Here is a 25547-nt window from a genome sequence, read left to right as displayed (position 1 = left end):
TAGAAGGAGTTTTTTGAATGAGGAAAAAAATCATCCGAACGACGGGTGTTTTCGCTTCGTTCGTTTTTTTCATCCAGCAAACGAATGAAGCGATAGCCAGCACGGCTATTCCGACAAAGACGCCCATGAATGAGCCGGAGACACTTGCGCAAGAGACTACGTCTATGCCGATGCTGCTGCTGCAAACCGGCATTGTTTTATTAGTTATTGTAGGCATTATCTATTTTTTATTGCGTTTTGTGGGCAGGCGTTCACAGGTGCTTTTCGGTAAGGCGGGTATGCGTACGCTTGGAGGCTGCTCGCTTGGTCCGCAGAAGTCGCTCCAGGTTGTCCAGGTCGGGTCTGCGTTGTATGTCGTTGGTGTTGGAGAAAATGTGACATTATTGCGCTGTATTGAGAATCCTGAAGAAGTGCAAGACATGCTAGAGAAGCTTGAATCACGCACAGGTTCGCCTGAGTTAGGTGGCGCCTCCTTTGCTGAATGGCTTACGCGTTTTACTAAGAAAGATACACCGGACAAAGAGGAAGAGCTGACTGCGATTTTTCAACAAAAGGTCGGTGAAGCGCGCAAGCGGCGGCGGAATATGGAAGAAGAATGGTTTACGGACAAAGAGAAGGAAGACGATCGATGAAACGGCTGTATATCATACTGAGTCTAGCTGTCAGCTTGCTGCTCTTAGTTCCTGAAGTAAGCTTTGCAGCGCAGGTTCCAATCCCAGGGATCGATATTAATATTGGAGCAACGGACAAGCCTGAAGATGTTTCTCTTACACTGCAGATTCTTTTGCTGTTTACAATTTTATCGATAGCGCCATCCATCTTAATTATGATGACATGCTTTACACGCATTGTCATTGTACTTTCATTTACGAGGACGGCATTGTCAACGCAGCAGGCACCACCCACCCAGGTATTAATTGGATTGGCTTTGTTTTTGACGTTTTTTATTATGGCTCCGACCTTTTCGCAAGTAAATGATCAGGCGCTGCAGCCGTATTTCAAAAAACAGATCACACAGGAACAAGCGGTCGAAAAAGCTGTGCTGCCATTTAAAAATTTTATGGTGAAGCACACACGGGGAAAAGATTTAAATTTATTCCTTGAATATACGAAAGCACCCAAACCTAAAACGGTGAAGGATATTCCTCTCACTGCATTAGTACCGGCCTATGCAATCAGCGAGTTGAAAACAGCTTTGCAAATCGGATTTATGATTTTCATTCCGTTTCTTGTGATTGATATGGTGGTTGCTAGCGTATTGATGGCGATGGGGATGATGATGCTACCTCCTGTAATGATCTCGCTGCCGTTTAAGATTTTGCTATTTATTTTAGTCGATGGTTGGTATTTGGTCGTTAAGTCGCTGTTAATAAGCTTTCAGTGAGGTGAGAAGCCGTGTCACAAGAATTCATAATTTCACTTGCACAGCAGGCTGTATTTGTCGTGCTGCTGACGAGTGCACCGTTGGTAGGCATCGCGCTAATTGCCGGACTTATCGTAAGTATCTTCCAAGCTACAACGTCGATTCAAGAGGCAACGCTTGCATTCGTGCCAAAAATTGTGGCTACCCTGCTTGCGCTAGTACTTTTTGGTCCGTGGATGCTGAGCCATATGCTTGAGTTTACATCCAACATTCTTGGCAATCTATATAAGTTCATAGGATAGTTATATGATTCAATTACTTGAGATGTTGCCCGCATTTTTGCTTGTATTTGTCCGGCTTACTGCATTTTTTGTGGCCGCGCCGATTTTTTCGATGCGAAGCATTCCGGCTCCTTTTAAGATCGGACTATCATTTTTCCTTGCTTTGGTTGCTTTTCCGCTGTTAAAAGCAGATAGCGTGATTGCACTAGATTTTGCGTATGTATATCTAGCCTTAAAGGAAGTGTTAATTGGTCTGTTGCTGGGGTTTCTTGCGACGTTATTTTTGGCGGCAATTCAGGTTGCCGGATCGTTTATTGATATGATTATGGGCCTTGCAATGGCCACCATTTTTGACCCGATGACAGGAGCGCAAACTCCGCTAATGGGGAACTTTAAGCATATGCTTACGATGCTGTTTATCTTATCGACAAACGGTCATCATCTGTTAATTAAGGGAATACTGACAAGCTATCAGATTGTCCCGCTTGATCGTTGGATAAATGGTATAGGCGACGGATCAATCAGTGCGTTTCTCGTAGAGAAGTTTTCTTATATGTTTATGTCCGGCATGCTGCTTGCAGCTCCGTTAATTAGTTCTCTGTTCGTAATTGATATCGCTCTTGGAATTGTGGCTAAAACGGTGCCGCAGATGAATATTTTTGTGGTCGGAATGCCGGCCAAGCTGCTGGCTGGATTCATTATCTTAATCATTGTTTTTCCAGGTTATTTTTTTGTGATGAGTCGTCTGCTTGAAGTGTTGTTTGCTTCAATGGAACGAATGATGGAAATAGTGGGGGCCGTATCATGAACCGCCTGCGCTTTCAGGTTGACCTTCAGTTCTTTGCGGGAGAAAAAACAGAAAAAGCGACACCGCGCAAGAAGCAGAAAGCAAGGGAAGATGGGCAGGTAGCAAAAAGCCAAGAGGTAGCAACGGCGCTTGTTCTGTTGGCCGTTTTTTTATTTTTTCTCTTTATGGGCAGAGGGATGGGAGATCGTCTCTATCAATTTTTTCATGCGTTCTTTAACAACTATTTGCTAATGGAGCTTACGGAAGAAACAACAGAAAAATTGATGCTTGAAGTGCTATATCAATCCGCCATGCTGGTCTGGCCGATCTTTTTAATTGCTGTAGTGATTAGTTTTTTCTCGAATTATATTCAATTTGGCCTCTTGTTTACAACCAAGCCGCTTATGTTTAAATTAAACCGGTTGGATCCGATTAAAGGGGCAAAGAAAATCTTTTCTTTGCAGGCCATTGTCAACTTGATTAAATCGATTCTCAAAGTTGTGTTTATCGGAGTGGCCGTATGGTTCATTTTGTGGAATGGAAAAGACGACCTGCTAACGCTTGCTACTAAGTCGGTCGGAGATATGCTGTCCGTTGTTGGGAAGCTAACGCTGCAAATGGGATTTACGGTAGCGATTCTTCTTGTCATTATTGCCGTCTTGGATTATATGTACCAGCGTTTTCAACATGAGAAGCAGCTTCGTATGTCCAAGCAGGATATAAAGGATGAGTATAAAACGATGGAAGGCGATCCGCAGATCAAAGGAAAGATCAAGCAGAAGCAGCGGGAGATGGCGATGCGTCGTATGATGCAGGAAGTTCCGAATGCCGATGTCGTCATCACGAACCCGACTCACTTCGCAATCGCGGTTAAATATGATGGCGCTACAATGCAGGCTCCTACCGTAATTGCCAAGGGACAAGACTTTGTGGCGCTGCGTATCAAAGAAATCGCCAAGGATCATGAGATTATTACTGTTGAAAATAAACCGCTCGCACGAATGCTGTTTGCGCAGGTGGAAATTAATCAGCCTATCCCGGAGGACTTGTTTCAGGCCGTGGCTGAAGTGCTGGCGTATGTGTATAAATTAAAAGGAAAAATATAATTCATTTTTCAGAAGGGGGGAAACAAATGAATCGCAGAGATCTTGCTGTTATGGGATTTGTTATATGCATCGTTATTATGCTTGTTATTCCCTTACCGAATCCCCTTCTTGACATTCTTTTTATTATTAATATTTCGCTCTCGCTTACCATTTTGCTTGTAGCGATGAATACGAATGATCCATCGCAGTTTTCGGTTTTTCCGTCGCTGCTTTTGATTACGACGATGTTCCGCTTAGCTCTTAACGTATCATCGACACGTAACATTTTATCGCATGGGGAAGCGGGAAAAGTAATTGAAGCGTTTGGTTCATTTGTTATCGGTGGGAATGCGATTGTCGGTTTTGTTGTCTTCCTAATCCTTACGCTGATTAACTTTATGGTTATTACGAAAGGATCCGAGCGTGTAGCTGAGGTGGCGGCTCGTTTTGCACTCGATGCCATGCCAGGGAAGCAGATGGCGATTGATGCTGACTTGAATGCTGGGGCCATTTCCGATGCGGAAGCCCAGCAACGTCGTAAGAAAATCAGTCAGGAATCAGAGTTCTTTGGCGCGATGGATGGTGCAACCAAGTTCGTAAAAGGGGACGCGATTGCAGGTATTATTATTTTTATCGTAAACATTATTGGCGGCCTCATTATCGGGATGGTTGTGCATAATATGGGATTTGGAGAAGCGGCGACAACGTTCACGCTTCTGTCTGTCGGTGACGGGCTGGTCAGCCAGGTTCCGGCGCTCTTATTGTCTACAGCGACCGGCCTTATCGTAACACGCGCAGCTTCTGAAGATAACATCGGTGATGACTTAATGAAGCAAATGCTCGCCTATCCACGCTTGTTGTATGTGGTAGCGGGAACAGTTATCATGATGGGGATATTCACACCGATTGGCTTGCTGCCAACGTTTCCGGTAGCCGGTGTGCTTGCCTTTAGCGGTTTTCGCCTACAGCAAGGGATCAAGAAGGCGGAGGTCGATCTTGAGACATCACCGGAAGAAGCCGAGATGGAAGAGGTTCGCAGTCCAGAAAGTGTAGTGAGTCTATTGCACATTGATCCGATTGAGTTCGAGTTCGGATATGGATTAATTCCGCTTGCAGATGCGAATCAAGGCGGTGACTTGCTTGATCGGGTCATCATGATCCGGCGCCAGTGCGCCATTGAGCTTGGCGTTGTTGTACCGGTCATTCGGATTCGGGATAATATTCAGCTTCGCCCGAATGAATACGTAATTAAGATTAAAGGCAATCAGGTAGCTCGCGGCGAGATTATGCTTGATCATTATCTGGCGATGAGTCCGGGAATTGATGATGAATCGGTTACCGGTATTGATACGGTAGAGCCTGCTTTTGGCCTTCCGGCTCTCTGGGTAACGGAAGAGGTGAAGGAACGGGCCGAGATGGCTGGCTATACGGTAGTAGATCCGCCATCTGTTGTAGCTACGCATCTGACGGAGATCATCAAGCGATATGCGCATGAATTGCTGAACCGTCAAGAAACGAAGGCGCTCATAGACAACGTGCGGGAAACAACACCTGCGCTAGTGGAAGAACTGGTTCCGAATGTACTAAGCGTAGGCGATGTGCAAAAAGTACTGCAGAAGCTGCTGCGGGAGAAAATATCTGTTCGCAACCTGCCGGTAATATTGGAGACGCTGGCCGATTACGGCCCGTATACTAAGGATACCGATCTGCTGGCTGAATATGTAAGACAATCGCTGTCACGGCAAATTACGCTGCAGTTTGTAGCGCCGGGAGAACCGCTGCAGGTCATCACCGCTGGGCCGAGCTTAGAAAAAGCAATTTCAGATTCCATACAGCAAACCGAGCAGGGTAACTATATGGCGATTGATCCGGATACGTCGCAGCGGATTTTTGCTGCGTTATCCGAACAGGTCAACCGTATGCTGCAGATGGGACAACAGCCTATCATTTTAACCTCACCGGCTATTCGTATGTACATGCGGCAGTTGGTAGAGAGAATGATGCCGGAGATTCCCGTGCTTTCGTATAATGAGTTAGAGCCTGAGATTGAAATTCAAAGCGTAGGGGTGGTGAGCATCTGATGCGTGTAAAAAAATATGTGGTTGATTCCATGTCGGATGCCTTGCAGCAAATCCGAGCGGATCTAGGAAAAAACGCGATTATTCTTAATACAAAACCCATCAAGACTGGTGGGTTTTTAGGTATGTTCCGAAAAAAACAAATTGAAGTGATTGCGGCGATTGACCCGACTGCAAACAATGAGAAAGAGCGGGAGCAAGCAAAAAAAGCGCCAATGCCGTCCTTTTCGGCTCCTCCTTCCCCTTCTCCTGCCTTGACTTTATCAGAGAAACAAGCGGAGGGGGCGGAGAAATCTTTTGCTACTGTTTTGCAATCAGCCGCACTGCAGAAAGAACAGGTGATAGATGAGCGGATTTCTAAGCCGGTCATACAGAAGGAAGAGGCTGCTTCCCACACTGTATCAAAAGAATTAGAAGAAATGAGAGGCATGCTGTGGAAGCTTGTTATCGCAGATGAGAAGAATACTACGCTTCCGGATGCTTTTCACCCCCTTCGCCGCATTCTGCAAGTGCAGGAAGTGGACGAGATGCTGATCGGAAAGATTTTTGAGAGAGCGATAAAAGAGCTTCCTGCCGAAGAACTGCAAAATGAAACAGAAGTAAAGCGTGTCGTCAAACAAGCCATCATTGATTTGATGGATGCTGCTTCAAAAGAACATGGTCCATTGCGTGATCGTACAGTGCTGGTAAACTTTATTGGACCAACCGGCGTGGGTAAGACGACAACGCTGGCTAAACTGGCTGCTGAATGCACGCTCTCTAAAGAAAAACAGGTTGGTATGGTAACATCTGATACGTATCGAATTGCTGCGGTAGAACAGTTGAAAACATACGCTAATATTTTAAATGTACCGCTTAAGGTTGTTTATTCAGCGGAAGAACTTGCGCCTACGATTGAGCGATTGCGCGATTGCGATATGATTTTCATGGATACGGCAGGGCGAAACTATCGAAATCCAGAGTATGTTACAGAGATTACCAAGCTGCTTCATTCTCCACTGCCAAATGAAACGATTCTTGTATTAAGCGCTACAGCGAAGCAGGGAGATTTAGAGGCAATCATTCAAAGCTTTGCAGACGTGCAGATTGATAAAGTCATTTTCACCAAAATAGATGAAACCAGTACGTATGGCTCGCTTCTTAATGTCATCGTGAAGTACCGGCTTTCTCTCTCCTATGTTACTACTGGGCAAAATGTGCCTGATGATATTGAAACAGCTACACCGGATAAAATTGCAGCGCTTATTTTAGGAGAGATGAACGAATGAGTGATCAAGCTCAGCGCTTGCGCGAAAGATTAGGGGATCTTCGGCTTCGGAGCAAACCCCATTCAAATGGCGGAAACGCAAAAAGAACAAAGGTCATTGCAGTGACAAGCGGAAAGGGTGGAGTTGGGAAATCGAACTTTTCTCTAAATTTTGCGCTAGGGCTAAGAGAGCGGGGACACCGAGTCGTATTGTTCGATCTGGATCTCGGTTTTGCAAATATTGATGTGCTAATGGGTATGTCTGCAAAAAAAAATATCATTGATCTCATAGACAAGAGGCTTTCAATCTGGGATATTATTGAAAGAGGGCCTAACGACCTAGAATTTGTAGCTGGAGGGTCCGGTCTGTCACAGATTTTTGAACTCGATGAAATAAAATTACATTATTTTTTCGAACAACTGGCCCAATTACAAGGATATGCTGATACAATTATTTTAGACACAGGAGCCGGTATGTCTAAAGACATGCTGCGTTTTCTGCTATCCGCCGACGAAATTATGCTAGTGACTACACCTGAACCGACTTCGGTAACGGATGCTTATGCGCTGGTCAAAATGGCGCACTACCAGAAGCCTGATATTCGGTTTAATGTAGTAGTAAATCGTGCCGTTAGTGAAAAGGAAGGAAGCAGTACAGGTGAAAAACTACTGCTTGTCGCCCGTCAGTTTCTGAAATTGGAGATGAACATGCTAGGGTTCGTTTATGATGATGCCCATGTATCCAAGGCGGTAAAAAGACAGCGTCCTCTTTGCCTTGCTTATCCCGCAAGCAAGGCAGCCCAGAGCTTTAAAAATTTGGTCAATGTATATCTTTCGCATGAACGCATTGAAGATGGTGGTGGAGTCAGAGGCTTTCTGCTCCGATTGCGAAAGCTTTGGAAATAATGCGGGAGGGGAGAGAGTGATGAAGCCTATCCGAGTAGTAATTATTGATGATTCGGCATTTATGAGGAAAGTAATAGGTGATTTGCTTGAGGAAGATCCCGAAATCCAGGTTGTAGCTAAAGGCAGGAATGGTTCGGAAGCGTTTGATTTAATTAAACGCTGGACGCCTGATGTCGTTACACTGGATGTCGAAATGCCGATCATGAACGGACTAGAAGCGCTCGAAAAAATTATGAAAGAGATGCCGCTTCCGGTCGTGATGCTTAGTAGTGTCACACAGCAGGGAACACATGAAACCATCCATGCATTAGAGATGGGGGCTGTAGATTTTATTTCTAAGCCCTCGGGAGCAATCTCGCTTGATCTCCATACGATTAAGGATGAGATTACGGCAAAGGTAAAAGCTGCCGCCCACGTAAAATTGTCACGGATACTTACAATGAAAGAAGCGATACCATCCTTAAAACATAGGTCGGTTGACACAGAGAAAAAACGCTCACCATACACTTTAGTACAAGAAAAGCCGAATAATAAGGTATGGAGGAAAATCACGCCGATGCAAGGGATGGGAAATGGGAGAGTGGACAATGTAATAGCGGTCGGTACATCAACAGGAGGACCGAAAGCATTACAGGTCGTTCTTAGAGAGCTGCCGCAAAACTTTAAAGGTAGCCTTATTATTGTGCAGCATATGCCACCCGGTTTTACGAAGTCATTGGCGCAACGCTTAAACTCGTTATGTGAAATCGAAGTGTGCGAGGCTGAGCACAATCAGCCGCTGCAGAACGGGCATGCATACATTGCACCTGGAAACTATCATATGGAAGTCAAGCAGCGAACAGACGGTACACTTTACCTTTCTTTGGACCAAGAGCCGCCCAGAGGCGGTCACAGACCTTCTGTTGATACGCTGTTTGAATCTCTCGCCAGCATTCACCATCCAGCAAAGCATGCGGTAATTATGACGGGAATGGGAAGCGATGGAACACAAGGATTAAAAATATTAAAAGAGACCGGGATTTGTACCGTAATTGCGGAAGATGAATCCACATGTGTCGTATTCGGCATGCCAAGAGCTGCCATTCAAGCTGGAACGGTGGACATCGTAGCACCGCTTCATGAAATCTCCGCCCAGCTTATGCGTTGTTTACACTGCTAGGGAGGTGGATGAAAGATGGAAATGAATCAATATTTGGATATGTTTATCGAAGAATCCAAAGAGCATATCCAAGCTGTAAACGATAATTTACTTGTGCTAGAGAACGATCCGGAGAATGTGGATCTAATTAATGAAATTTTCCGTTCCGCTCATACCTTAAAAGGGATGGCGGCTACAATGGGATTTGAAGATATGGCGGCGCTGACGCATGAGATGGAGAATGTGCTTGATCAAGCGCGCAATCATAAGCTTGTCATCAATACAGATATTATGGATGTTATCTTCAAGTGCGTAGACTTGCTTGAGAATATGCTGTATTCCATTGCCGGCGGCGGCGACGGAAAAGAAGACGTAAGTCATGTTGTCGCGGCACTGAAAGCCATTCTAAAGGGAGAGCTGCCTGTTTCTGTACCGCAGACAAATGCTAGCGCTGGAGAAGAGACGGCTGCGGCTGTTGCAGCGGTGGAAGTATCTCCTCCTAGGGCAAGTCAATATCAGCTCGATGAATATGAACTGACAGTGATTGAGCAATCCATTGAGTCCGGTTATCATGCGTATTGGATTAAGACTTCAATAAAGGATGACTGCGTATTAAAGGCTGCGCGTGCCTATATGGTGTATGACAACCTTGAATCGCTTGGCGAGATCATAAAAACAACACCATCGGTAGAAGAACTAGAGGAAGAAAAGTTTGAAAAGTCATTTGAGATCGTCTTGATTAGCAAAGAATCCAGTGAAAAAGTAGAGCATACTGTTTTGAATGTTTCAGAAATCGAAGCGGTAGAAATTCAAGAAATTAAACCGGCTTCTCATCGCCAAGCGGTGGCCCAGGAAGCGGACAAACTGGTAGCTTCACAGACAAAAGCTCAAGAAAAGCCAGCGGAAATCAAGGCTGTCAAAGAAGAGAAAAGTGCGCCGCAGGCACAGGTGGCCAAGAAAAACACCGCAGGGAAAACCATTCGGGTTGATATTGAGCGCCTTGATGTCCTGATGAATCTATTTAGTGAACTTGTCATCGATCGTGGTCGCTTGGAGCAGTTGGCGCGTGAATCCGGTCAGAGTGCTCTAATGGAAACAGTAGAGCATATGAGTCGTATTAGCGGTGATTTGCAAAATATCATCTTAACGATGCGCATGGTACCAGTGGAGCAGGTGTTTAATCGCTTTCCGCGCATGGTACGTGACCTGGCAAAAGATTTAAACAAGAAAATTAACTTAGAGATCATCGGAGCGGAGACGGAATTAGACCGGACTGTTATTGATGAGATTGGCGACCCGCTTGTTCACTTGCTGCGCAACTCGCTTGACCATGGTGTAGAATCGGCCGAAGAGCGCTTAGCGGCTGGAAAGCCAGAAGAAGGGCTTGTACAGTTGAAAGCATACCACAGCGGAAATCATGTATTTATTGAAGTTCGTGATGACGGTAAAGGTATTAACCGTGAAAAGGTGCTCAAAAAAGCGTTAGAACGAGGTATTCTGACAGAGCAGGGAGCAAGTGCGCTTTCGAATAAACAGATTGACGAGCTGCTTTTTGCCTCCGGCTTGAGCACTGCTGATAAGATTTCCGATGTGTCAGGCCGTGGCGTTGGCCTTGATGTTGTAAAAACTAAGATTGAATCACTAGGCGGTGCTTGCGGTGTCGATTCGACCCCGGGTGCTGGCACAACGTTCTTGATCCAATTGCCGCTTACACTATCCATTATCTCAGCTATGCTTGTTCAGGTGGAAGGTGAGAAATTTGCTGTTCCGCTCAGCTCAATTATTGAGACTGCTGTCTTCTCGCCAGAAGATATTATGCACGCACATCAGCAGGACGTAATCGATTTTCGCGGCCGTATCGTTCCGCTGGTTTCACTGAAATCCATTTTTGGCATTCCAGATGATGGTGTGAAAAAAGATGAGGAAATCTCAGTCGTGATTGTGCGCAAGGGCGATAAAATGGCAGGGCTTGTGGTGGATTCCTTTATAGGCCAGCAGGAAATTGTCTTAAAGTCGCTGGGCAAATATCTTGCAAACGTATTTGCGATTTCTGGAGCTACAATTCTTGGTGATGGTCAAGTTGCGCTGATTATTGATTGCAATGCGCTAATTAAGTAAAGGGGGAAGCAACCGTGTTGGATCATAAAGATATTGTAGATGAGATTAAAGTCATCGTGTTTCGCCTAAAAGATGAAGAGTATGGAGTAGATGTGAACCAAGTAAAGTCGATCGAGCGGCTTGAGCCTATTACCCGCGTACCGCGTACGCCACACTTCATCAAAGGTGTCATCAATATGCGGGGCATTGTCACGCCCATTGTAGATTTGCGTCATCGTTTTGGTATCGAGGAAGCGGCATATAACGAAGCCACCCGGGTGATTATCGTTGCTGTGGATGAGATTGAAGTTGGTTTGATCGTGGATTCGGCCAACGATGTCATCGATATTCCGATTAATGCTATTGAACCGCCCCCTGAAGTGGTAGGAGGAATTGAAGCGGTCTACCTGCGTGGTGTGGCAAAATTAGATCGCCGACTATTGATTTTGCTTAATCTTGATAAAGTGTTAAATACAGATGAGATTAAACAATTAGAAAACATTGAGGCATAATGATGAAGTTTGAACAATTCGGTGATTTTCAGCTCGATGTCCTGCGGGAGATCGGAAATATTGGAGCGGGGAATGCGGCGACCGCTCTTTCTAGGTTAATTTCAAAAGAAATTGATATGACGGTTCCTCAAGTCAAAATCATTCCATTTGATGAAATTGCAGATGTCGTAGGTGGGGTGGAGTCTCTTGTTGTATGTGTGTTTCTTAGAATGATGGGAGACATTCCGGGAAATATGTTTTTTATCATTTCCGTAGATTCGGCAAAGAATTTACTGCAAGAGCTGATGGGGATTACCATGCAGGATGAAACAGCATTTAACGAAATGGAACTGTCCGCTCTCAATGAAATCGGGAACATCTTGACAGGTTCATATCTGTCTTCGCTGGCTGACTTTACAAAATTAAATATGCAGCCATCAGTGCCAGCGGTTGCGATTGATATGGCAGGTGCTATTTTGTCATATGGATTGTTAGAGTTTGGTCATAATGGAGATTTTGCCTTAACCATCGATACAGCGTTTTTTCAGGGAAATGAGAAGATTTCCGGTCACTTCTTCCTTCTTCCTGATCCCGAAGCACTTCCCCAGCTGTTTCATGCATTAGGGGTTCCACTAGAATGAACATTGTGAAAGTAGGTATGGCAGATCTCAATATTGCAAAATCTCCTGACCGAATTCGTACAACAGGCTTAGGCTCTTGCGTAGGCGTTGTATTGTTTGACAATTATAATAAAATAGGTGGAATGGCACACGTTATGCTGCCTGATTCTTCACTAAGTAAAGGGGTATTAAATATTGCAAAGTATGCAAATACAGCCATCCCTAAGCTGATTGAAGAGATGGAGAAGGCAGGCGCGAACCGCAGAAAGCTGGTTGCTAAATTGGCAGGTGGTGCGCAAATGTTCGCTTTTTCTTCCACGAGTGATGCGATGCGGATCGGACCTCGAAACGTTGAGGCGTGTAAACAAATGCTGCACGCAGCACATATTCCAATTCTTGCCGAGGATACAGGAGGAAATTGCGGCCGCACTATCGAATTAGATAGTGGTACGGGCATTTTAAATATTCGAACGGTAAACCAAGGGGTAAAGGAATTGTAATATGTGGATAGGCTCAATCAAATGGAATATTAGTATCGCAAGCATCGTTGGCATTCTCACATTTTTGTTTTCTGTTATGAATAATTTGTTATTAGAGAGCCTTTTGCGCTCTCTACTTGCATTTTTTCTGTTCTTTATGCTTACGTTTATTTTTCGTTTTTTAGCAGGCAAGATTATTGGCAAACAGCATCGTGATTTATTTGTTTCTGAAGAGAGAGGCCAACACATTGATCTGGTAACGCCGGAAGAGTCCGCACATCAGCAGAGTGAAGGAAAAAAGGGAGGAAGCGAATCGGATTCTGGAGGATTTGCGCAATTTACCTCTACTGACTTTCCGCATATTGCGCGCACGGATAAAGAGAAGGTAGATCCGGAAGAAGTCGCGCGAGCTCTGCGTGTATTCTCTAATGAATAGAAGGGAGTGGGCGCACGGTGGCGCGAAAACCGAAAAAACAACTTGACATAGAGAAGTGGAAACGCTGGCGGGAGAATGGAGATCGGCAGGCTGAAATTGAGCTGATTGAACAGTATCTTCCGCTGGTTAACTATGTAGCCGGTCGCTTAGCGATTGGACTGCCGGATATGGTAGCGAAGGATGACCTGATCAGTTTTGGAAGATTTGGTCTGTTGGATGCTTTGAAAAAGTTTGATTACAATCGTGGTCTTCAGTTTGAAACGTATGGAATGTGGAGGATTCGCGGCGCAATTATCGATGGATTGCGCGAAAACGATGTACTTCCTCGTTCCATTCGTGACAAAGCAAAAAAAATTGAAGAAGCATACACACAGCTTGAACAGCAGAACTTACGCGCAGCTACAGATGAAGAGGTAAGCAGGCATTTAGGCATCTCTGTTCAGGAATTAAATCAGACTATGCAGGATGTGTCTTTCGCTTCCGTCTACTCTCTTGACGAACCAATACAAGATGAAGATGATCAAAAGCACTCGCGTCAATCAATTATTATGGATGAGCATGCGGAAAAGCCGGAAACTGCCTTGCATAAAGATCAACAAAGACATATTTTAGCTGAGGCTATTGAACGCTTACCGCCAAAAGAGCGAACGATTGTATCCCTGTTTTATTATGAAGAATGTTCACTGACCGAAATTGCTGAAATTATGGAACTATCTGCTTCCCGTATTTCTCAACTGCACTCCAAAGCCATTTTTCGAATGCGCGGAGCGCTTACAAGGTCGAAAGATTATTTATTAAACGAGTAAAAGGGGAAAGAAGGGTAGACAATGGAGGAATCAGAAAGAAAGACAGAGCAGGCTTCTCCTTTGAAAACGTTAGCCGATATAGTAAAAATCCGAATTACTCGAGATAAAATGCAGGCGACAATGGAGCTGCTTTTTGAAGAGGAAATAAAAGTCACATTAGAAGAGCTAACGGATATCATAAACAAAAATGGCGTAATATTTGGAATTAATGAGGAACTGCTTCGCCAAGTTGTGATGAATCCATTTATGTTTGCAAAAGAATCGCTGCTTATTGCCGAGGGAACGCCACCGGTGACCGGTCAGGCTGGATACATTGAGTATGTGGTACGACCTTCTGAGAAGAAGGGGCCAAAGGAGCGAGAGGATGGTAGTGTTGACTACTATAATGTTCTTCAGCTTCTAAATGTAACAAAAGGCCAATTGCTTGCCAAGAAGATCTCTCCGACCAAAGGTCAGCCTGGGAAAAATGTAAGCGGAGATGTGGTAGCAGCCAAAGACGGAAAAGAAGCGCGCTTCAAAATCGGAAAAAATGTATTGTTAGACCAAGAGAAAAATAATGTGTATGCTGCAATTGATGGTCAAGTCTCCATTACTGAAAAGGGGAAAATCAACGTACTTTCTGTTTTTGAAGTGAAGGAAGATGTGGATTTTTCAGTGGGGAACATTGATTTTATCGGTAATGTCGTAATACATGGAAATGTGCATCCTGGTTTTTCGATTAAAGCAGGAGGCGATATTCGCATTGCCGGTAGCGTGGAAAGCGCTACACTAGAAGCAAAAGGCACGATTGAGATTAGAGGCGGAATCATCGGCCAGCATAAAGGAAGTGTGCAGGCCGGTGTGGACGTGAAGACAGGTTTTGTTCAAAATGCTGTGGTAAAAGCTGAAAATGATATCATTGTATCGCAAGTGATTATGCACAGCCAGGTTAGCGCAGGTCGGGATATTATTTGTAAGGCGACAAAAGGACTCATTGTAGGTGGGACGGCACAGGCCGGTGAAAAAGTGGTGGCCAAAATCATTGGTAATATGACGAATACGCCAACAACGATTGAGGTAGGCGCTAATCCAAAGCTGCGCGATGAATGGAGCAAGTTAAAAGCGGAGCTAAAAGAACATGTGGATTCAATTGAAAAGTCGGATCAGGGCCTGCGTTTTATAGACCAGCTTGCCATGCAGGGAAAGATAACGGCTGATAAAAGAGCGATGCAGATCAAATTTACGAACACAAAGCTATTGGCAGAAAAAAAGCATGCACAGGCCAAAGAGAGAATACAGGAAATTGAACAAAAGATAAATGCGATGGAAAAAGCCCGTGTCGAATGCTGGAGCGTGATGTATAGCGGCACCAAGCTGGTATTTGGCAATGCGATTCGTTTTATTAAGGAAAATCATAGCAAGGCAGCCTTCGTCCTTGGCGAAGATGGTCATATAACCTCCACATTACTGTAAGGTAAAAAGGAAGGAAAGAGGTGGCCTAGATGACATTGCGTGCGTTGGAGCTTCAGATTGCCATTCCCCGTATGCAGGATATAGGAAAAATACAAGAGCAGTTACAGCAGCGTCCACAGCAAGAGCAGGCTGGGCTTGCGCTTGATCAAGAACAAAAAGATGAAGTGAACCGCACACGTATAGCCAGATCGGAAGAAGCAAGCGAAACGAATATCAATCAAGATGCAAACGGCCAAAACAAGGGCCAAGAACAAGGTGGAAAGCATCGGCAAAAGAAAACCTCGTTACTTTTAGATGCAGAGAAAGAAAATCTCCATCCATATAAAGGGCATAGCTTGGATATTACGCTATAATTATAATTTTTATCAACAGTTGGTGAACATGCATGACAGAAATCTGGCTTTCAGCCCTTACCATTGTTGTTTTATTGCTTGTATTACGTGCAGTCAATAAAAATGACAACAGACATTCTTCCCAAGAGAAGAAGATGGAAGAGACGCTCCATGAACTAATGGCAGACTTTGAGCAGGAAAATAAGGAACTTACGCGTACTACAGCACAAATTAAACGCATGGTTGACCTTGAATTGACCGGTATGAAGGAAGAGTTGGCCGCTCTTCGAAAGCAAACAGAAGAGTTGGCACATAAGCAGGAAGAAGTGATGAAGCGGATGACGGAACGTGAACATGCCCAGGGAGAAACGCCTCGTGGGAAAGCTCCTTCTGTACCTCCGCTTCCTTCCTTTCTTAAAGATGAGTATAAAGAGATCCCAGAATTGTACGCACAGGGAATGCCTGTCTCTGATATCGCGCGTAAATTAGGTATCGGAAACGGAGAAGTCGAGATGGTCATTCAACTGTTAAAAAAACAGGGCATGCCATCTGTAAAATAAAATTCGTTCTTGTTTGTTGCATTTTTTTTACACCTATGGTATATTTACAAACGGTGTGAAAATACACACGTTCTTCAATTCGGATGAAGGTGCTTATGCTATATGTACAAGTCTCATTCGAAGATGCGAAGGACGGAGGCTTTACAAAAAACCATTTTAGAGGAGGTGTCGTTGGAGATGGCAGTAATTTCTATGAAACAATTGCTGGAAGCAGGTGTGCACTTTGGTCACCAGACTCGTCGCTGGAACCCGAAGATGTCCCGCTATATCTTCACCGAACGTAACGGAATTTATATTATTGATTTGCAAAAAACAGTGAAAAAAGTTGAGGAAGCTTATAACTTCGTTCGCGAAGTAGCGGCTTCTGGCGGTAAAATCCTGTTTGTAGGTACGAAAAAACAAGCGCAAGAGTCTGTAGCTGAAGAAGCTCAGCGTTGCGGCATGTACTATATCAACCAACGTTGGTTGGGTGGTACGCTGACTAACTTTTCTACCATCCAAAAACGTGTAGCACGTCTTCATCAATTGAATCAAATGGAGAATGACGGTACATTTGAACTTCTTCCTAAGAAAGAAGTTATCTTGCTTCGCAAAGAAAAAGAACGTCTGGAGAAATTCTTGGGCGGTATCAGCACAATGAAGGGTCTGCCGGATGCGATTTTCGTAATCGATCCTCGCAAAGAGCGTATCGCTGTTGCGGAAGCTCGCAAACTTGGTATCCCACTCGTAGGTATCGTTGATACAAACTGCGATCCGGACGAAATCGATTATGTAATTCCGGGTAATGATGATGCGATCCGTGCTGTGAAACTTCTGACAGCAAAAATGGCGGATGCGGTTCTTGAAGGAAACCAAGGTTCCGGAGAAGAAGTCGCAGCGACTGTATAAGTTCCGCAAGTACTGTAAGGGTGGGCGAAGGGGGTAACCTTTCGCCCTTTTGTTACAGAAAATAACGATACAAATCCTTATTAATTTACACATAATAAACATGTAGGAGGATTTTCTCATGGCAATTAGTGCAAGCATGGTAAAAGAGCTGCGTGACAAAACAGGTGCAGGTATGATGGATTGTAAAAAAGCGCTGCAAGAATCCAATGGAGATATGGAAAAAGCGGTTGACATTCTTCGTGAAAAAGGTATCGCAAAAGCTGCGAAAAAATCAGACCGTATTGCTGCTGAAGGTCTGACAGCTGTTTCAACTGAAGGAAACATGGGTGTAATCGTAGAAGTGAACTCCGAAACAGATTTCGTAGCGAAAAACGAAAACTTCCAAAACTTCGTGCAAGAAATTACTGAGCATCTGCTAAGCCAGCGTCCGGCAAATGTAGATGAAGCGCTTGGACAAGCGTTCAAAGGCGAAGGTGCAGCGCTGCAAGAAGTGCTTAATGAGAAAATCTCAACAATCGGTGAGAACATGAACATCCGCCGCTTTGAAATCCTTGAGAAGCCGGATGGCAACCTGTTCGGTCATTACCTGCATATGGGCGGCCGTATCGGTGTTTTAATTGAGCTTGCCAATACTACAAATGAAGATCTGGCAAGAGATTTGGCTATGCAGATCGCTGCTGCTAAACCGACATATGTAAAACGTGATGAAGTAGATGCAAGCGAGCTAGATAGAGAGCGCGAAGTATTGACTGCTCAAGCATTAAATGAAGGCAAGCCAGAAAACATCGTACAAAAGATGGTAGAAGGCCGCTTGAACAAATATTACGAAGAAGTTTGCCTAGTTGAACAAACTTTCGTAAAAGATTCCGATAAAAAAGTAAAAGATTTACTAAAAGCAAACAACACAGATGTTGTACGTTTTGTTCGCTATGAAGTAGGCGAAGGTATTGAGAAAAAAGTCGACAACTTCGCTGAAGAAGTAATGGCGCAAACGAAAAAACAATAATACCCAGAAGTAAAATAGGGAACACGACGTGTTCCCTATTTTATAAACTGCATAGATAAAGCAGGAACTCTTCAGCAACTGGCGAAGAATTACATTGAGGATTGGAGTTGTTTTTTCATGCCACTTCCCGCGTATAAGCGTGTTGTATTGAAACTAAGTGGAGAGGCGCTTGCCGGTAACGTCGGATACGGCATCGACTCCGATGTCATTGCGTCGATCTCTCACCAAATTAAAGAGATTGTTGAGTTAGGTGTACAGGTAGCTATCGTCGTAGGCGGTGGAAACATTTGGCGGGGGTTGGCCGGAAGTGCAAAAGGAATCGACCGCACAACAGCTGATTACATGGGAATGTTAGCTACTGTTATGAACAGCCTGGCTCTACAGGACGGCCTAGAGCGTGTAGGCGTGCCAACACGCGTGCAAACATCGATTGAAATGCGGCAAGTTGCCGAACCTTACATACGAAGAAAAGCAGTACGTCATCTAGAGAAAAATCGTGTCGTGATTTTTGCTGCAGGAACAGGAAATCCGTACTTCTCTACGGATACAACAGCAGCGCTTCGCGCAGCGGAAATCGAAGCAGAAGTGATTCTAATGGCAAAAAATAAAGTGGACGGCGTATATTCAGCTGATCCAGCGATCGACCCGAATGCTGAAAAGTATGAAAACCTTACGTATCTAGAAGTGCTGAACAAAGGGTTGGGTGTAATGGACTCGACTGCATCTAGCTTATGTATGGATAACCATCTTCCGCTTCTTGTCTTCTCTATCATGGAAGAAGGTAATATTAAACGAGCCGTTATGGGCGAAAAAATTGGTACGATTGTGAAAGGAGAATAAGAACGATGCCAAAGCAAGTGTTAAAAGAAGCCGAAGAGAGAATGGATAAAGCCATTGCTTCCTTAAAACGGGAACTTACTACGCTTCGTGTAGGCCGAGCCACTCCTTCTTTACTGGATCGGGTAACGGTTGAGTACTATGGCTCTCCGGTTCCGGTAAACCAAGTAGCGAATGTAAGTACGCCAGAACCTCGCCTGCTTGTGATTCAGCCATGGGAGAAGACGATGCTTGGTCCAATCGAAAAGTCGATTCTGAAGTCTGACCTTGGCTTAACACCGACAAATGACGGCAATGTCATTCGCATCTCGATCCCTGCGTTAACAGAGCAGCGCCGCATGGAGCTCGTTAAGCTGGCGAAAAAAGAGGGCGAAGAAGCAAAGGTAGCCGTTCGTAACATTCGCCGTGATGCAAATGACTCCATCAAAAAGCTGGAGAAAAATGGCGACATTACGGAAGATGATATGAAGCATAATCAAGATTTGGTACAAAAGGCGACAGATAAGCATGTTGCTATTATTGATCAAGTCATTGCTGATAAAGAAAAAGAAATCATGGAAGTGTAACAATTAACCCCCTCGTAGGTGAGGGGGTTTATGATATATTTGAATGTACGGGGGAACGTACGTATGCTTGATAAACTAACCAGGTGGATGCAAAAAAACGAAGACAATTCGCTGCTTGGCGAGTATGATCTAGATCCGCACAATGTGCCAAAACATGTGGCTATTATCATGGATGGAAACGGAAGATGGGCCAAAAAGCGTGCACTGCCGCGTGTGGCCGGACACCGTGCCGGTATGAAGACGGTCAAGGAGATTACGAAAGCAGCAGATGAATTGGGCGTAGAAGTATTAACGCTGTATGCTTTTTCAACAGAAAATTGGAAACGGCCTGCCCAAGAGGTTGAGTATTTGATGCGCCTGCCCCAAGAATATTTGGCGACAGAGTTGGAAGAGTTAATCGAGCGCAATGTACAAGTGCGCATGGTCGGCTATGAAGAAGATCTGCCGGATTATACGCTCAAAGCTGTCACACAAGCAAGAGAGAGAACGCGTGAGAATACTGGTCTAATCCTTAACTTTGCGCTTAATTACGGAAGTCGCGCAGAGATGGTGACAGCGATTCAGCAAATCGCACAGGAGGTCAAGGCCGGCACACTGAATGTGGAGCAAATCGATGAAGCGCTATTTAGTTCGCACCTGACTACATGCGGTCTGCCAGATCCGGACCTTCTCATTCGCACAAGCGGAGAGCTTCGACTGAGCAACTTTATGCTTTGGCAGCTCGCTTACAGTGAACTTTGGTTTAGCGATGTCTACTGGCCTGACTTTTCCCGCAAACATTTTTATGAAGCAATGAAAGCATATCAACAGCGGAACAGACGATATGGTGCACTAACATAACAGGTAGCGCCAGGTAAGAGGTGGAATGCTTGAAAACACGGGTAATAACAGGGATTTTGGGGGGAGCTGGCTTTCTTCTTGTTGTTTATCAAGGAGGCGTCTGGTTTACTGCCCTTGTTTTTTTTCTTGCTACGCTCGCTTATTATGAATTAATTCGGATGAATCATATTCGATTGATGGATTGGCATGGTATTGCCGGCCTGGCCTTTCTCTGGCTGCTGCTCTTCCCCGATCTGGTATGGAGCGGAAATATGCTGCGGGGCGATATCGTATTTTTATTTGTTCTGCTGTTTCTATTTATTACTGTAGCTTCAAAGAATCGGGTAGAATATCAGCATGTAGCCTATCTTTTATTTAGTGCGTTTTATCTTGGAATCGGCTTTCATTTTATGAACGAAACGAGAATAACGAATGGTCTTATGGTTATGCTCGCAATTCTGTTTAGCACATGGGCAACCGATACGGGTGCGTTGTTTATCGGAAAAGCGCGAGGCAAAACAAAGTTGTGGCCGTCTATTAGTCCTAATAAGACCATTGAAGGCGCACTGGGAGGCATTGCGCTGGCCATGGCAACCATGCTTGTGTTTTCGTTGCTGACAGAGTCGTTGACAATTCCGCGTGCACTTTTGATCGGGCTTGTGATCTCGGTGAGCGGACAGATTGGAGATTTGATGGAATCGGCAATTAAGCGCACACTTAATGTTAAGGATTCAGGAGCAATACTTCCTGGGCATGGTGGAATGCTTGATAGATTTGATAGCTTAATTATTGTATTTCCTGTTCTGCATTTGCTGCACTTGTTATAAAATGAGAAGAAGAGGCATAGGTTGACCATCCGTTAGGAGGAAATATGAAGAAAATAGCCATCCTGGGCTCTACCGGATCGATTGGGACACAGGCACTTGACGTGGTGCGCCAGCATCCCGAGCAGTTCTCTGTTGTTGCGCTTGCATCCGGAAGAAATATTAATCTTTTGGCCGAGCAGGCCAGAGAATTTCAGCCGTCGCTTGTATCGGTTCAGACTAAGGAATTGGCTGAAAAAGCAAAGCTTGTGCTGCCTTCCAATGTGAAGGTAGTATGGGGGGAGGAAGGCGCACTTGCGGTTGCGACTCACCCCGATGCGAACTTTATCATCTCTGCTATGGTAGGCAGCGCCGGGCTCTCACCGACGTTAGCTGCGATCGAAGCAGGAAAAACAATTGGTTTAGCCAACAAAGAAACGCTTGTAACGGCGGGCCATATTGTAATGCGAAAAGCGAAAGAACGTGACGTTTCTGTCATACCGATAGATAGTGAGCATTCTGCTATTTTTCAATGCTTACAAGGGGAAGACCGCTCGTCCATCCGCCGTCTTGTTCTTACAGCGTCCGGAGGTTCCTTCCGAGACCTGACAAGAGAGCAGTTGGCAGATGTAACCGTCGAAGAGGCTTTATCCCATCCAAATTGGAGTATGGGGGCTAAAATTACCATTGATTCGGCTACAATGATGAATAAAGGGTTAGAGATTATCGAAGCGCATTGGCTATTTGATCTGCCATACTCCAAAATCGATACGATTCTTCATAAGGAAAGTATTATACATTCCATGGTAGAATTTACAGATCGAGCCGTCATGGCCCAGTTAGGAACACCTGACATGCGGATTCCGATCCAATATGCACTCACATATCCTGCCCGTGTGCCACTTGAAACGGAACCGCTTGATCTAATCCGTATCGCTACGCTTCATTTTGCAGCACCGGACTTTGCGCGCTATCCATGCCTGGCCTTTGCATATGAAGCGGGTGAGAAGGGTGGAACGATGCCAACGGTATTGAATGGGGCCAATGAAGTGGCTGTGGCTCGTTTCCTGCGTGGAGAGATTCCGTTTATCGCGATTGAGGATACGATTGCCCATGTAATGGCAAAGCATCAAGTAGTAAAAGACCCGGCGTTAGAGGATATTTTCGAAGCGGACCGGTGGGCGCGTCAGATGGCAGATCAATACCAACCGGCCTAAGAGGGGCCAAACAATCAGGAAAGGTGGAACCCCGTTGTTAAAGGTTTTAGCCATTGTTCTTGTGTTTGGATTGTTAGTCTTCATTCATGAATTAGGGCATCTTCTATTGGCCAAGCGTGCCGGTATTTTATGCCGTGAATTCGCAATCGGAATGGGACCGAAGTTGTTCTCTTTCATAAAAGGTGAAACTCGTTACACGCTGCGCCTTCTGCCGATTGGCGGTTTTGTACGCATGGCCGGGGAAGATCCAGAAGTTGTAGAGATTCAACGTGGACAGGATGTAGGCTTGCTTTTCGATAAAGAGGGCAATGTTGTTCGTATGATTCTGACCAATATCCGCAATTATCCAGAGGCAGCCGTAATTACGGCTGAAGAGACGGATTTTGAGCATCGTCTGTTTATTCGCGGTATTGAGGACGGAGAAGATGTCCAATACACTGTGCATCCACAGGCGATGATTGTACAGCATAATCAAGAGACGCAGATTGCACCATATGATCGTCAGTTTAATAGCAAAACGGTAGGACAGCGTGCAGCCGCTATTTTTGCGGGACCACTTGCCAATTTTCTGTTAGCGTTTGTTCTATTGACAGCAATGGGTGCGGCATATGGTGTGCCGGTTGATAAGCCTGTTGTAGGGCAGATTATTTCGGATCAAGCAGCCGCTCGTGCGGGTTTGCAGGAAGGAGATAAGGTTCTCTCTATTGATGGCAAGCAAATGGGTAGTTGGAGAGATATCGTACAAGTGGTCAGCACATCACCTGGTAAAGAGTTGACATTTATTATTGAGCGAGGCGCAGAACAGTTCTCTCTGCCGGTGACACCGGCAAAAGAGGTCCAGAAGCAGGGCGATAAAGAAGTACAAGTAGGTAAAATTGGCGTGTACTCACCAACCTCTAAGTCGTTCATTGGAGCGATCAAGTACGGAGCGGTGACTACGTATGAATTTTCGAAGCTGATTTATGAAATGCTTGGCAAGCTGTTTACCGGTCAGGTTCCGATGCAGGAGCTGTCCGGACCAGTAGGCATTTTCAATTATACGTACAAAGCTGCTGAGAATGGGCTGGTTGTGCTCATTCAATGGGCTGCTGCGCTTAGTGTAAACCTTGGTATCATGAATTTGCTTCCTCTTCCTGCATTGGATGGCGGAAGGCTCGTATTTATCGGACTGGAAGCTTTGCGAGGAAGACCGATTGATCCGCAGAAAGAAGGCGTCGTGCATTTCTTGGGCTTCGCGTTCTTGATGGTGCTGATTTTGGTAGTCACATGGAATGACATTCAACGATTCTTTTAGAATAAACTGCTGGTTTTTTCACGTATAACCATATATGCTGAGAGGTAGCAGGTTTTAACATCAATATGGTTGGATACAAGAGGAAGAGGCAACGAGCGAGAAGCGAGAGTCGAAGTGCGGCCATACTTTTTATAAAAGAAAAGGAATGGGGATGCATGTCGGTAATCGTAGTGTGATGCCGCTCATCCTCTTCCTCTTTTCTTTTTTATGTTCACATTTTAGGAGGTAGAGTGTCGTGAAACAATCTAAATTATTTCTGCCGACGCTTAGGGAGGTTCCGGCAGAAGCGGAGATTGTAAGCCATAAGCTAATGGTTCGGGCAGGACTCATGCGTCAATTAGTGTCTGGTGTTTATACATATTTACCGCTCGGACATCGTACACTGCGGAAAGTACAGCAGATTGTGCGGGAAGAGATGGATCGTGCCGGAGCGCAGGAGATTGCCATGCCCGCGATTCAGCCGGCTGAAATCTGGCAGGAGACTGGACGATGGGATGCATATGGGCCTGAATTGATGCGTCTAAAAGATCGTCACAACCGTGATTTCGTATTAGGACCAACACATGAAGAAGTAGTAACAGGTCTGGTGCGCGATAACCTGAACACATATAAAAAGCTGCCGATCAATCTATATCAGATTCAGACCAAATACCGCGATGAAGTACGTCCACGCTTCGGGGTCATTCGTTCTCGCGAGTTCATTATGAAAGACGCCTACAGCTTTGATACGACGCGCGAAGGCCTCGATGCAAGCTACAGCAGCATGTATGATGCCTATATGCGTATCTTTACACGTGCAGGACTCACATTCCGAGCGGTGGAAGCGGATGCGGGTGCAATCGGCGGGAAAGGTACACATGAATTCATGGCGCTATCTGATATCGGTGAGGATACGATTGCATACTGCACATCTTGTGATTATGCGGCCAACCTTGAGAAGGCGGAAGTTGTGTACAAGTCTGCCGGTGAGCATGAAGCAGCACAGCATGAACTTGAAAAAGTAGAAACGCCTGATGTGAAGACCATTGAGCAGTTAATGAATCACTTTAATATGGAAGCACGCCAATTCATTAAGGCGCTTGTATTTAAAGCGGATGAACGTTTTGTTGTTGCGCTTGTACGCGGTGATCATGAACTGAATGATATTAAGTTAAAAAATATCGTGGACGCCAATGTACTAACGATGGCAACTGAAGAAGAGTTGAGCGCGCTTGGCATTCCGCTTGGCTTTGTTGGACCATTCAACCTTCCTACAGACATTGAGGTATATGCGGACGCTGTGGTAGAGCATATGGTGCACACCGTAGCTGGCGCCAATGAAAAAGACTTCCACTATAAAAATGTTGTACCAGGCCGCGATTTCCAAGTAAAGGCATATGCGGACTTGCGCAACGTAGTCGAAGGCGATGAATGCCCGCGCTGCGGCAGTTCTATCACATTTGCGCGCGGGATTGAAGTCGGACATGTATTCAAGCTGGGGACCCGCTACAGTGAAAAGATGGGCGCGAAGTTCCTTGATGTGAATGGAAAAGAGCAGCCGATGATTATGGGCTGCTACGGCATTGGTATTTCCCGTGCAGTCGCTGCTTGCGTAGAGCAGAACAATGATGAAAACGGAATTATCTGGCCGTGGTCACTGGCTCCATACCACATTCATGTCATTCCGGTAAACGTGAAGAACGAAGAGCAGAGGCAATTGGCTGAATCGCTCTATGAAAAGCTGCTGCATGAAGGCTATGAAGTACTGCTTGATGACCGTCCAGAGCGTGCAGGTGTTAAGTTCAAGGATGCTGACCTGATTGGCCTGCCGATCCGCATCACTGTTGGAGGCAAAGCCGCAGAGGGTCTTGTTGAATGCAAGGTTCGCAAAACAGGTGAGAGCAAAGACATTCATGTAGATGAGCTGCTTGCCTATGTAAAAGAGTTAGCAGCCTCTCTTCAATAAAGAATAAAAATCAAA

27 protein-coding genes are annotated in these 25547 nt (G+C 45.1%); all 27 read left to right on the top strand.

Translation table 11 applies throughout. The features are described 5' to 3' along the window. Positions 1–17 precede the first annotated feature (17 nt). On the top strand, positions 18–632 hold the full coding sequence (locus tag AB3351_RS09630) for a FliO/MopB family protein (RefSeq protein ID WP_371146929.1): 615 nt from the start codon (positions 18–20) through the stop codon (positions 630–632). Continuing rightward, positions 629–1384, top strand: coding sequence for a flagellar type III secretion system pore protein FliP (gene fliP, locus AB3351_RS09625; RefSeq protein ID WP_371146928.1), 756 nt, complete (start codon positions 629–631; stop codon positions 1382–1384). The genes AB3351_RS09630 and fliP overlap by 4 nt, the downstream gene beginning before the upstream one ends. An 11-nt stretch (positions 1385–1395) precedes the next feature. Beyond that, positions 1396–1665: a flagellar biosynthesis protein FliQ gene (fliQ, locus tag AB3351_RS09620; RefSeq protein WP_371146927.1), complete on the top strand. Its 270-nt coding sequence runs from the start codon at positions 1396–1398 to the stop codon at positions 1663–1665. Positions 1666–1669: 4 nt separating this feature from the next. Continuing rightward, positions 1670–2452 (top strand): flagellar biosynthetic protein FliR, encoded by a 783-nt coding sequence (gene fliR / locus AB3351_RS09615; protein WP_371146926.1) that lies wholly within the window; start codon positions 1670–1672, stop codon positions 2450–2452. Next, positions 2449–3537 (top strand): flagellar biosynthesis protein FlhB, encoded by a 1089-nt coding sequence (flhB, locus tag AB3351_RS09610; protein ID WP_371146925.1) that lies wholly within the window; start codon positions 2449–2451, stop codon positions 3535–3537. The genes fliR and flhB overlap by 4 nt, the downstream gene beginning before the upstream one ends. A gap of 26 nt (positions 3538–3563) precedes the next feature. Continuing rightward, positions 3564–5597 carry a flagellar biosynthesis protein FlhA gene (gene flhA, locus AB3351_RS09605; RefSeq protein WP_371146924.1) on the top strand — a complete coding sequence of 678 codons (2034 nt, stop codon included), beginning with the start codon at positions 3564–3566 and terminating at the stop codon, positions 5595–5597. Beyond that, positions 5597–6862, top strand: coding sequence for a flagellar biosynthesis protein FlhF (gene flhF, locus AB3351_RS09600; protein ID WP_371146923.1), 1266 nt, complete (start codon positions 5597–5599; stop codon positions 6860–6862). The genes flhA and flhF overlap by 1 nt, the downstream gene beginning before the upstream one ends. Further along, the gene (locus tag AB3351_RS09595) at positions 6859–7746 is read left to right on the top strand and encodes a MinD/ParA family protein (protein ID WP_371146922.1); all 888 of its coding nucleotides are present in this window, start codon (positions 6859–6861) and stop codon (positions 7744–7746) included. Before flhF ends, AB3351_RS09595 begins: the two co-directional genes overlap by 4 nt. A 19-nt stretch (positions 7747–7765) precedes the next feature. Then, positions 7766–8905: a protein-glutamate methylesterase/protein-glutamine glutaminase gene (locus tag AB3351_RS09590; protein ID WP_371147160.1), complete on the top strand. Its 1140-nt coding sequence runs from the start codon at positions 7766–7768 to the stop codon at positions 8903–8905. 15 nt (positions 8906–8920) lie between these two features. After that, a complete protein-coding gene (locus AB3351_RS09585; protein ID WP_371146921.1) occupies positions 8921–11002 on the top strand; it encodes a chemotaxis protein CheW in 2082 nt (693 codons plus the stop codon). 14 nt (positions 11003–11016) lie between these two features. After that, a complete protein-coding gene (locus tag AB3351_RS09580; RefSeq protein WP_371146920.1) occupies positions 11017–11493 on the top strand; it encodes a chemotaxis protein CheW in 477 nt (158 codons plus the stop codon). Beyond that, positions 11493–12113: a chemotaxis protein CheC gene (locus tag AB3351_RS09575; protein ID WP_371146919.1), complete on the top strand. Its 621-nt coding sequence runs from the start codon at positions 11493–11495 to the stop codon at positions 12111–12113. The genes AB3351_RS09580 and AB3351_RS09575 overlap by 1 nt, the downstream gene beginning before the upstream one ends. Further along, positions 12110–12592 (top strand): chemotaxis protein CheD, encoded by a 483-nt coding sequence (locus tag AB3351_RS09570; protein WP_371146918.1) that lies wholly within the window; start codon positions 12110–12112, stop codon positions 12590–12592. The genes AB3351_RS09575 and AB3351_RS09570 overlap by 4 nt, the downstream gene beginning before the upstream one ends. A 1-nt stretch (position 12593) precedes the next feature. After that, positions 12594–13007 (top strand): hypothetical protein, encoded by a 414-nt coding sequence (locus AB3351_RS09565; RefSeq protein WP_371146917.1) that lies wholly within the window; start codon positions 12594–12596, stop codon positions 13005–13007. Positions 13008–13024: 17 nt separating this feature from the next. Beyond that, on the top strand, positions 13025–13813 hold the full coding sequence (locus tag AB3351_RS09560) for a FliA/WhiG family RNA polymerase sigma factor (protein ID WP_371146916.1): 789 nt from the start codon (positions 13025–13027) through the stop codon (positions 13811–13813). Between the two features lie 21 nt (positions 13814–13834). Next, a complete protein-coding gene (locus AB3351_RS09555; RefSeq protein WP_371146915.1) occupies positions 13835–15265 on the top strand; it encodes a DUF342 domain-containing protein in 1431 nt (476 codons plus the stop codon). Between the two features lie 29 nt (positions 15266–15294). Beyond that, the gene (locus AB3351_RS09550) at positions 15295–15618 is read left to right on the top strand and encodes a hypothetical protein (RefSeq protein WP_371146914.1); all 324 of its coding nucleotides are present in this window, start codon (positions 15295–15297) and stop codon (positions 15616–15618) included. A 32-nt stretch (positions 15619–15650) separates the two neighbouring features. Next, a complete protein-coding gene (locus AB3351_RS09545; RefSeq protein WP_371146913.1) occupies positions 15651–16157 on the top strand; it encodes a DUF6115 domain-containing protein in 507 nt (168 codons plus the stop codon). Between the two features lie 177 nt (positions 16158–16334). Then, positions 16335–17045: a 30S ribosomal protein S2 gene (gene rpsB, locus AB3351_RS09540; protein ID WP_371146912.1), complete on the top strand. Its 711-nt coding sequence runs from the start codon at positions 16335–16337 to the stop codon at positions 17043–17045. A 118-nt stretch (positions 17046–17163) separates the two neighbouring features. After that, complete coding sequence (tsf, locus tag AB3351_RS09535; RefSeq protein WP_371146911.1) at positions 17164–18051, top strand: translation elongation factor Ts; 888 nt, start codon at positions 17164–17166, stop codon at positions 18049–18051. Positions 18052–18168: 117 nt separating this feature from the next. Next, positions 18169–18891: a UMP kinase gene (gene pyrH, locus AB3351_RS09530; RefSeq protein ID WP_371146910.1), complete on the top strand. Its 723-nt coding sequence runs from the start codon at positions 18169–18171 to the stop codon at positions 18889–18891. A gap of 5 nt (positions 18892–18896) precedes the next feature. Continuing rightward, positions 18897–19454 carry a ribosome recycling factor gene (gene frr / locus AB3351_RS09525; protein WP_371146909.1) on the top strand — a complete coding sequence of 186 codons (558 nt, stop codon included), beginning with the start codon at positions 18897–18899 and terminating at the stop codon, positions 19452–19454. 63 nt (positions 19455–19517) lie between these two features. Beyond that, complete coding sequence (locus tag AB3351_RS09520; RefSeq protein WP_371147159.1) at positions 19518–20294, top strand: isoprenyl transferase; 777 nt, start codon at positions 19518–19520, stop codon at positions 20292–20294. Between the two features lie 29 nt (positions 20295–20323). Next, positions 20324–21100: a phosphatidate cytidylyltransferase gene (locus AB3351_RS09515; RefSeq protein WP_371146908.1), complete on the top strand. Its 777-nt coding sequence runs from the start codon at positions 20324–20326 to the stop codon at positions 21098–21100. Between the two features lie 44 nt (positions 21101–21144). Beyond that, positions 21145–22293: a 1-deoxy-D-xylulose-5-phosphate reductoisomerase gene (locus AB3351_RS09510; protein WP_371146907.1), complete on the top strand. Its 1149-nt coding sequence runs from the start codon at positions 21145–21147 to the stop codon at positions 22291–22293. A 34-nt stretch (positions 22294–22327) separates the two neighbouring features. Next, the gene (rseP, locus tag AB3351_RS09505) at positions 22328–23587 is read left to right on the top strand and encodes an RIP metalloprotease RseP (protein WP_371146906.1); all 1260 of its coding nucleotides are present in this window, start codon (positions 22328–22330) and stop codon (positions 23585–23587) included. A gap of 235 nt (positions 23588–23822) precedes the next feature. Continuing rightward, on the top strand, positions 23823–25532 hold the full coding sequence (locus tag AB3351_RS09500) for a proline--tRNA ligase (RefSeq protein ID WP_371146905.1): 1710 nt from the start codon (positions 23823–23825) through the stop codon (positions 25530–25532). Positions 25533–25547 lie beyond the last annotated feature (15 nt).

Source organism: Aneurinibacillus sp. REN35 (genome assembly GCF_041379945.2).
Taxonomy (GTDB): domain Bacteria; phylum Bacillota; class Bacilli; order Aneurinibacillales; family Aneurinibacillaceae; genus Aneurinibacillus.
This window is presented reverse-complemented; position numbering and strand designations above follow the sequence as displayed.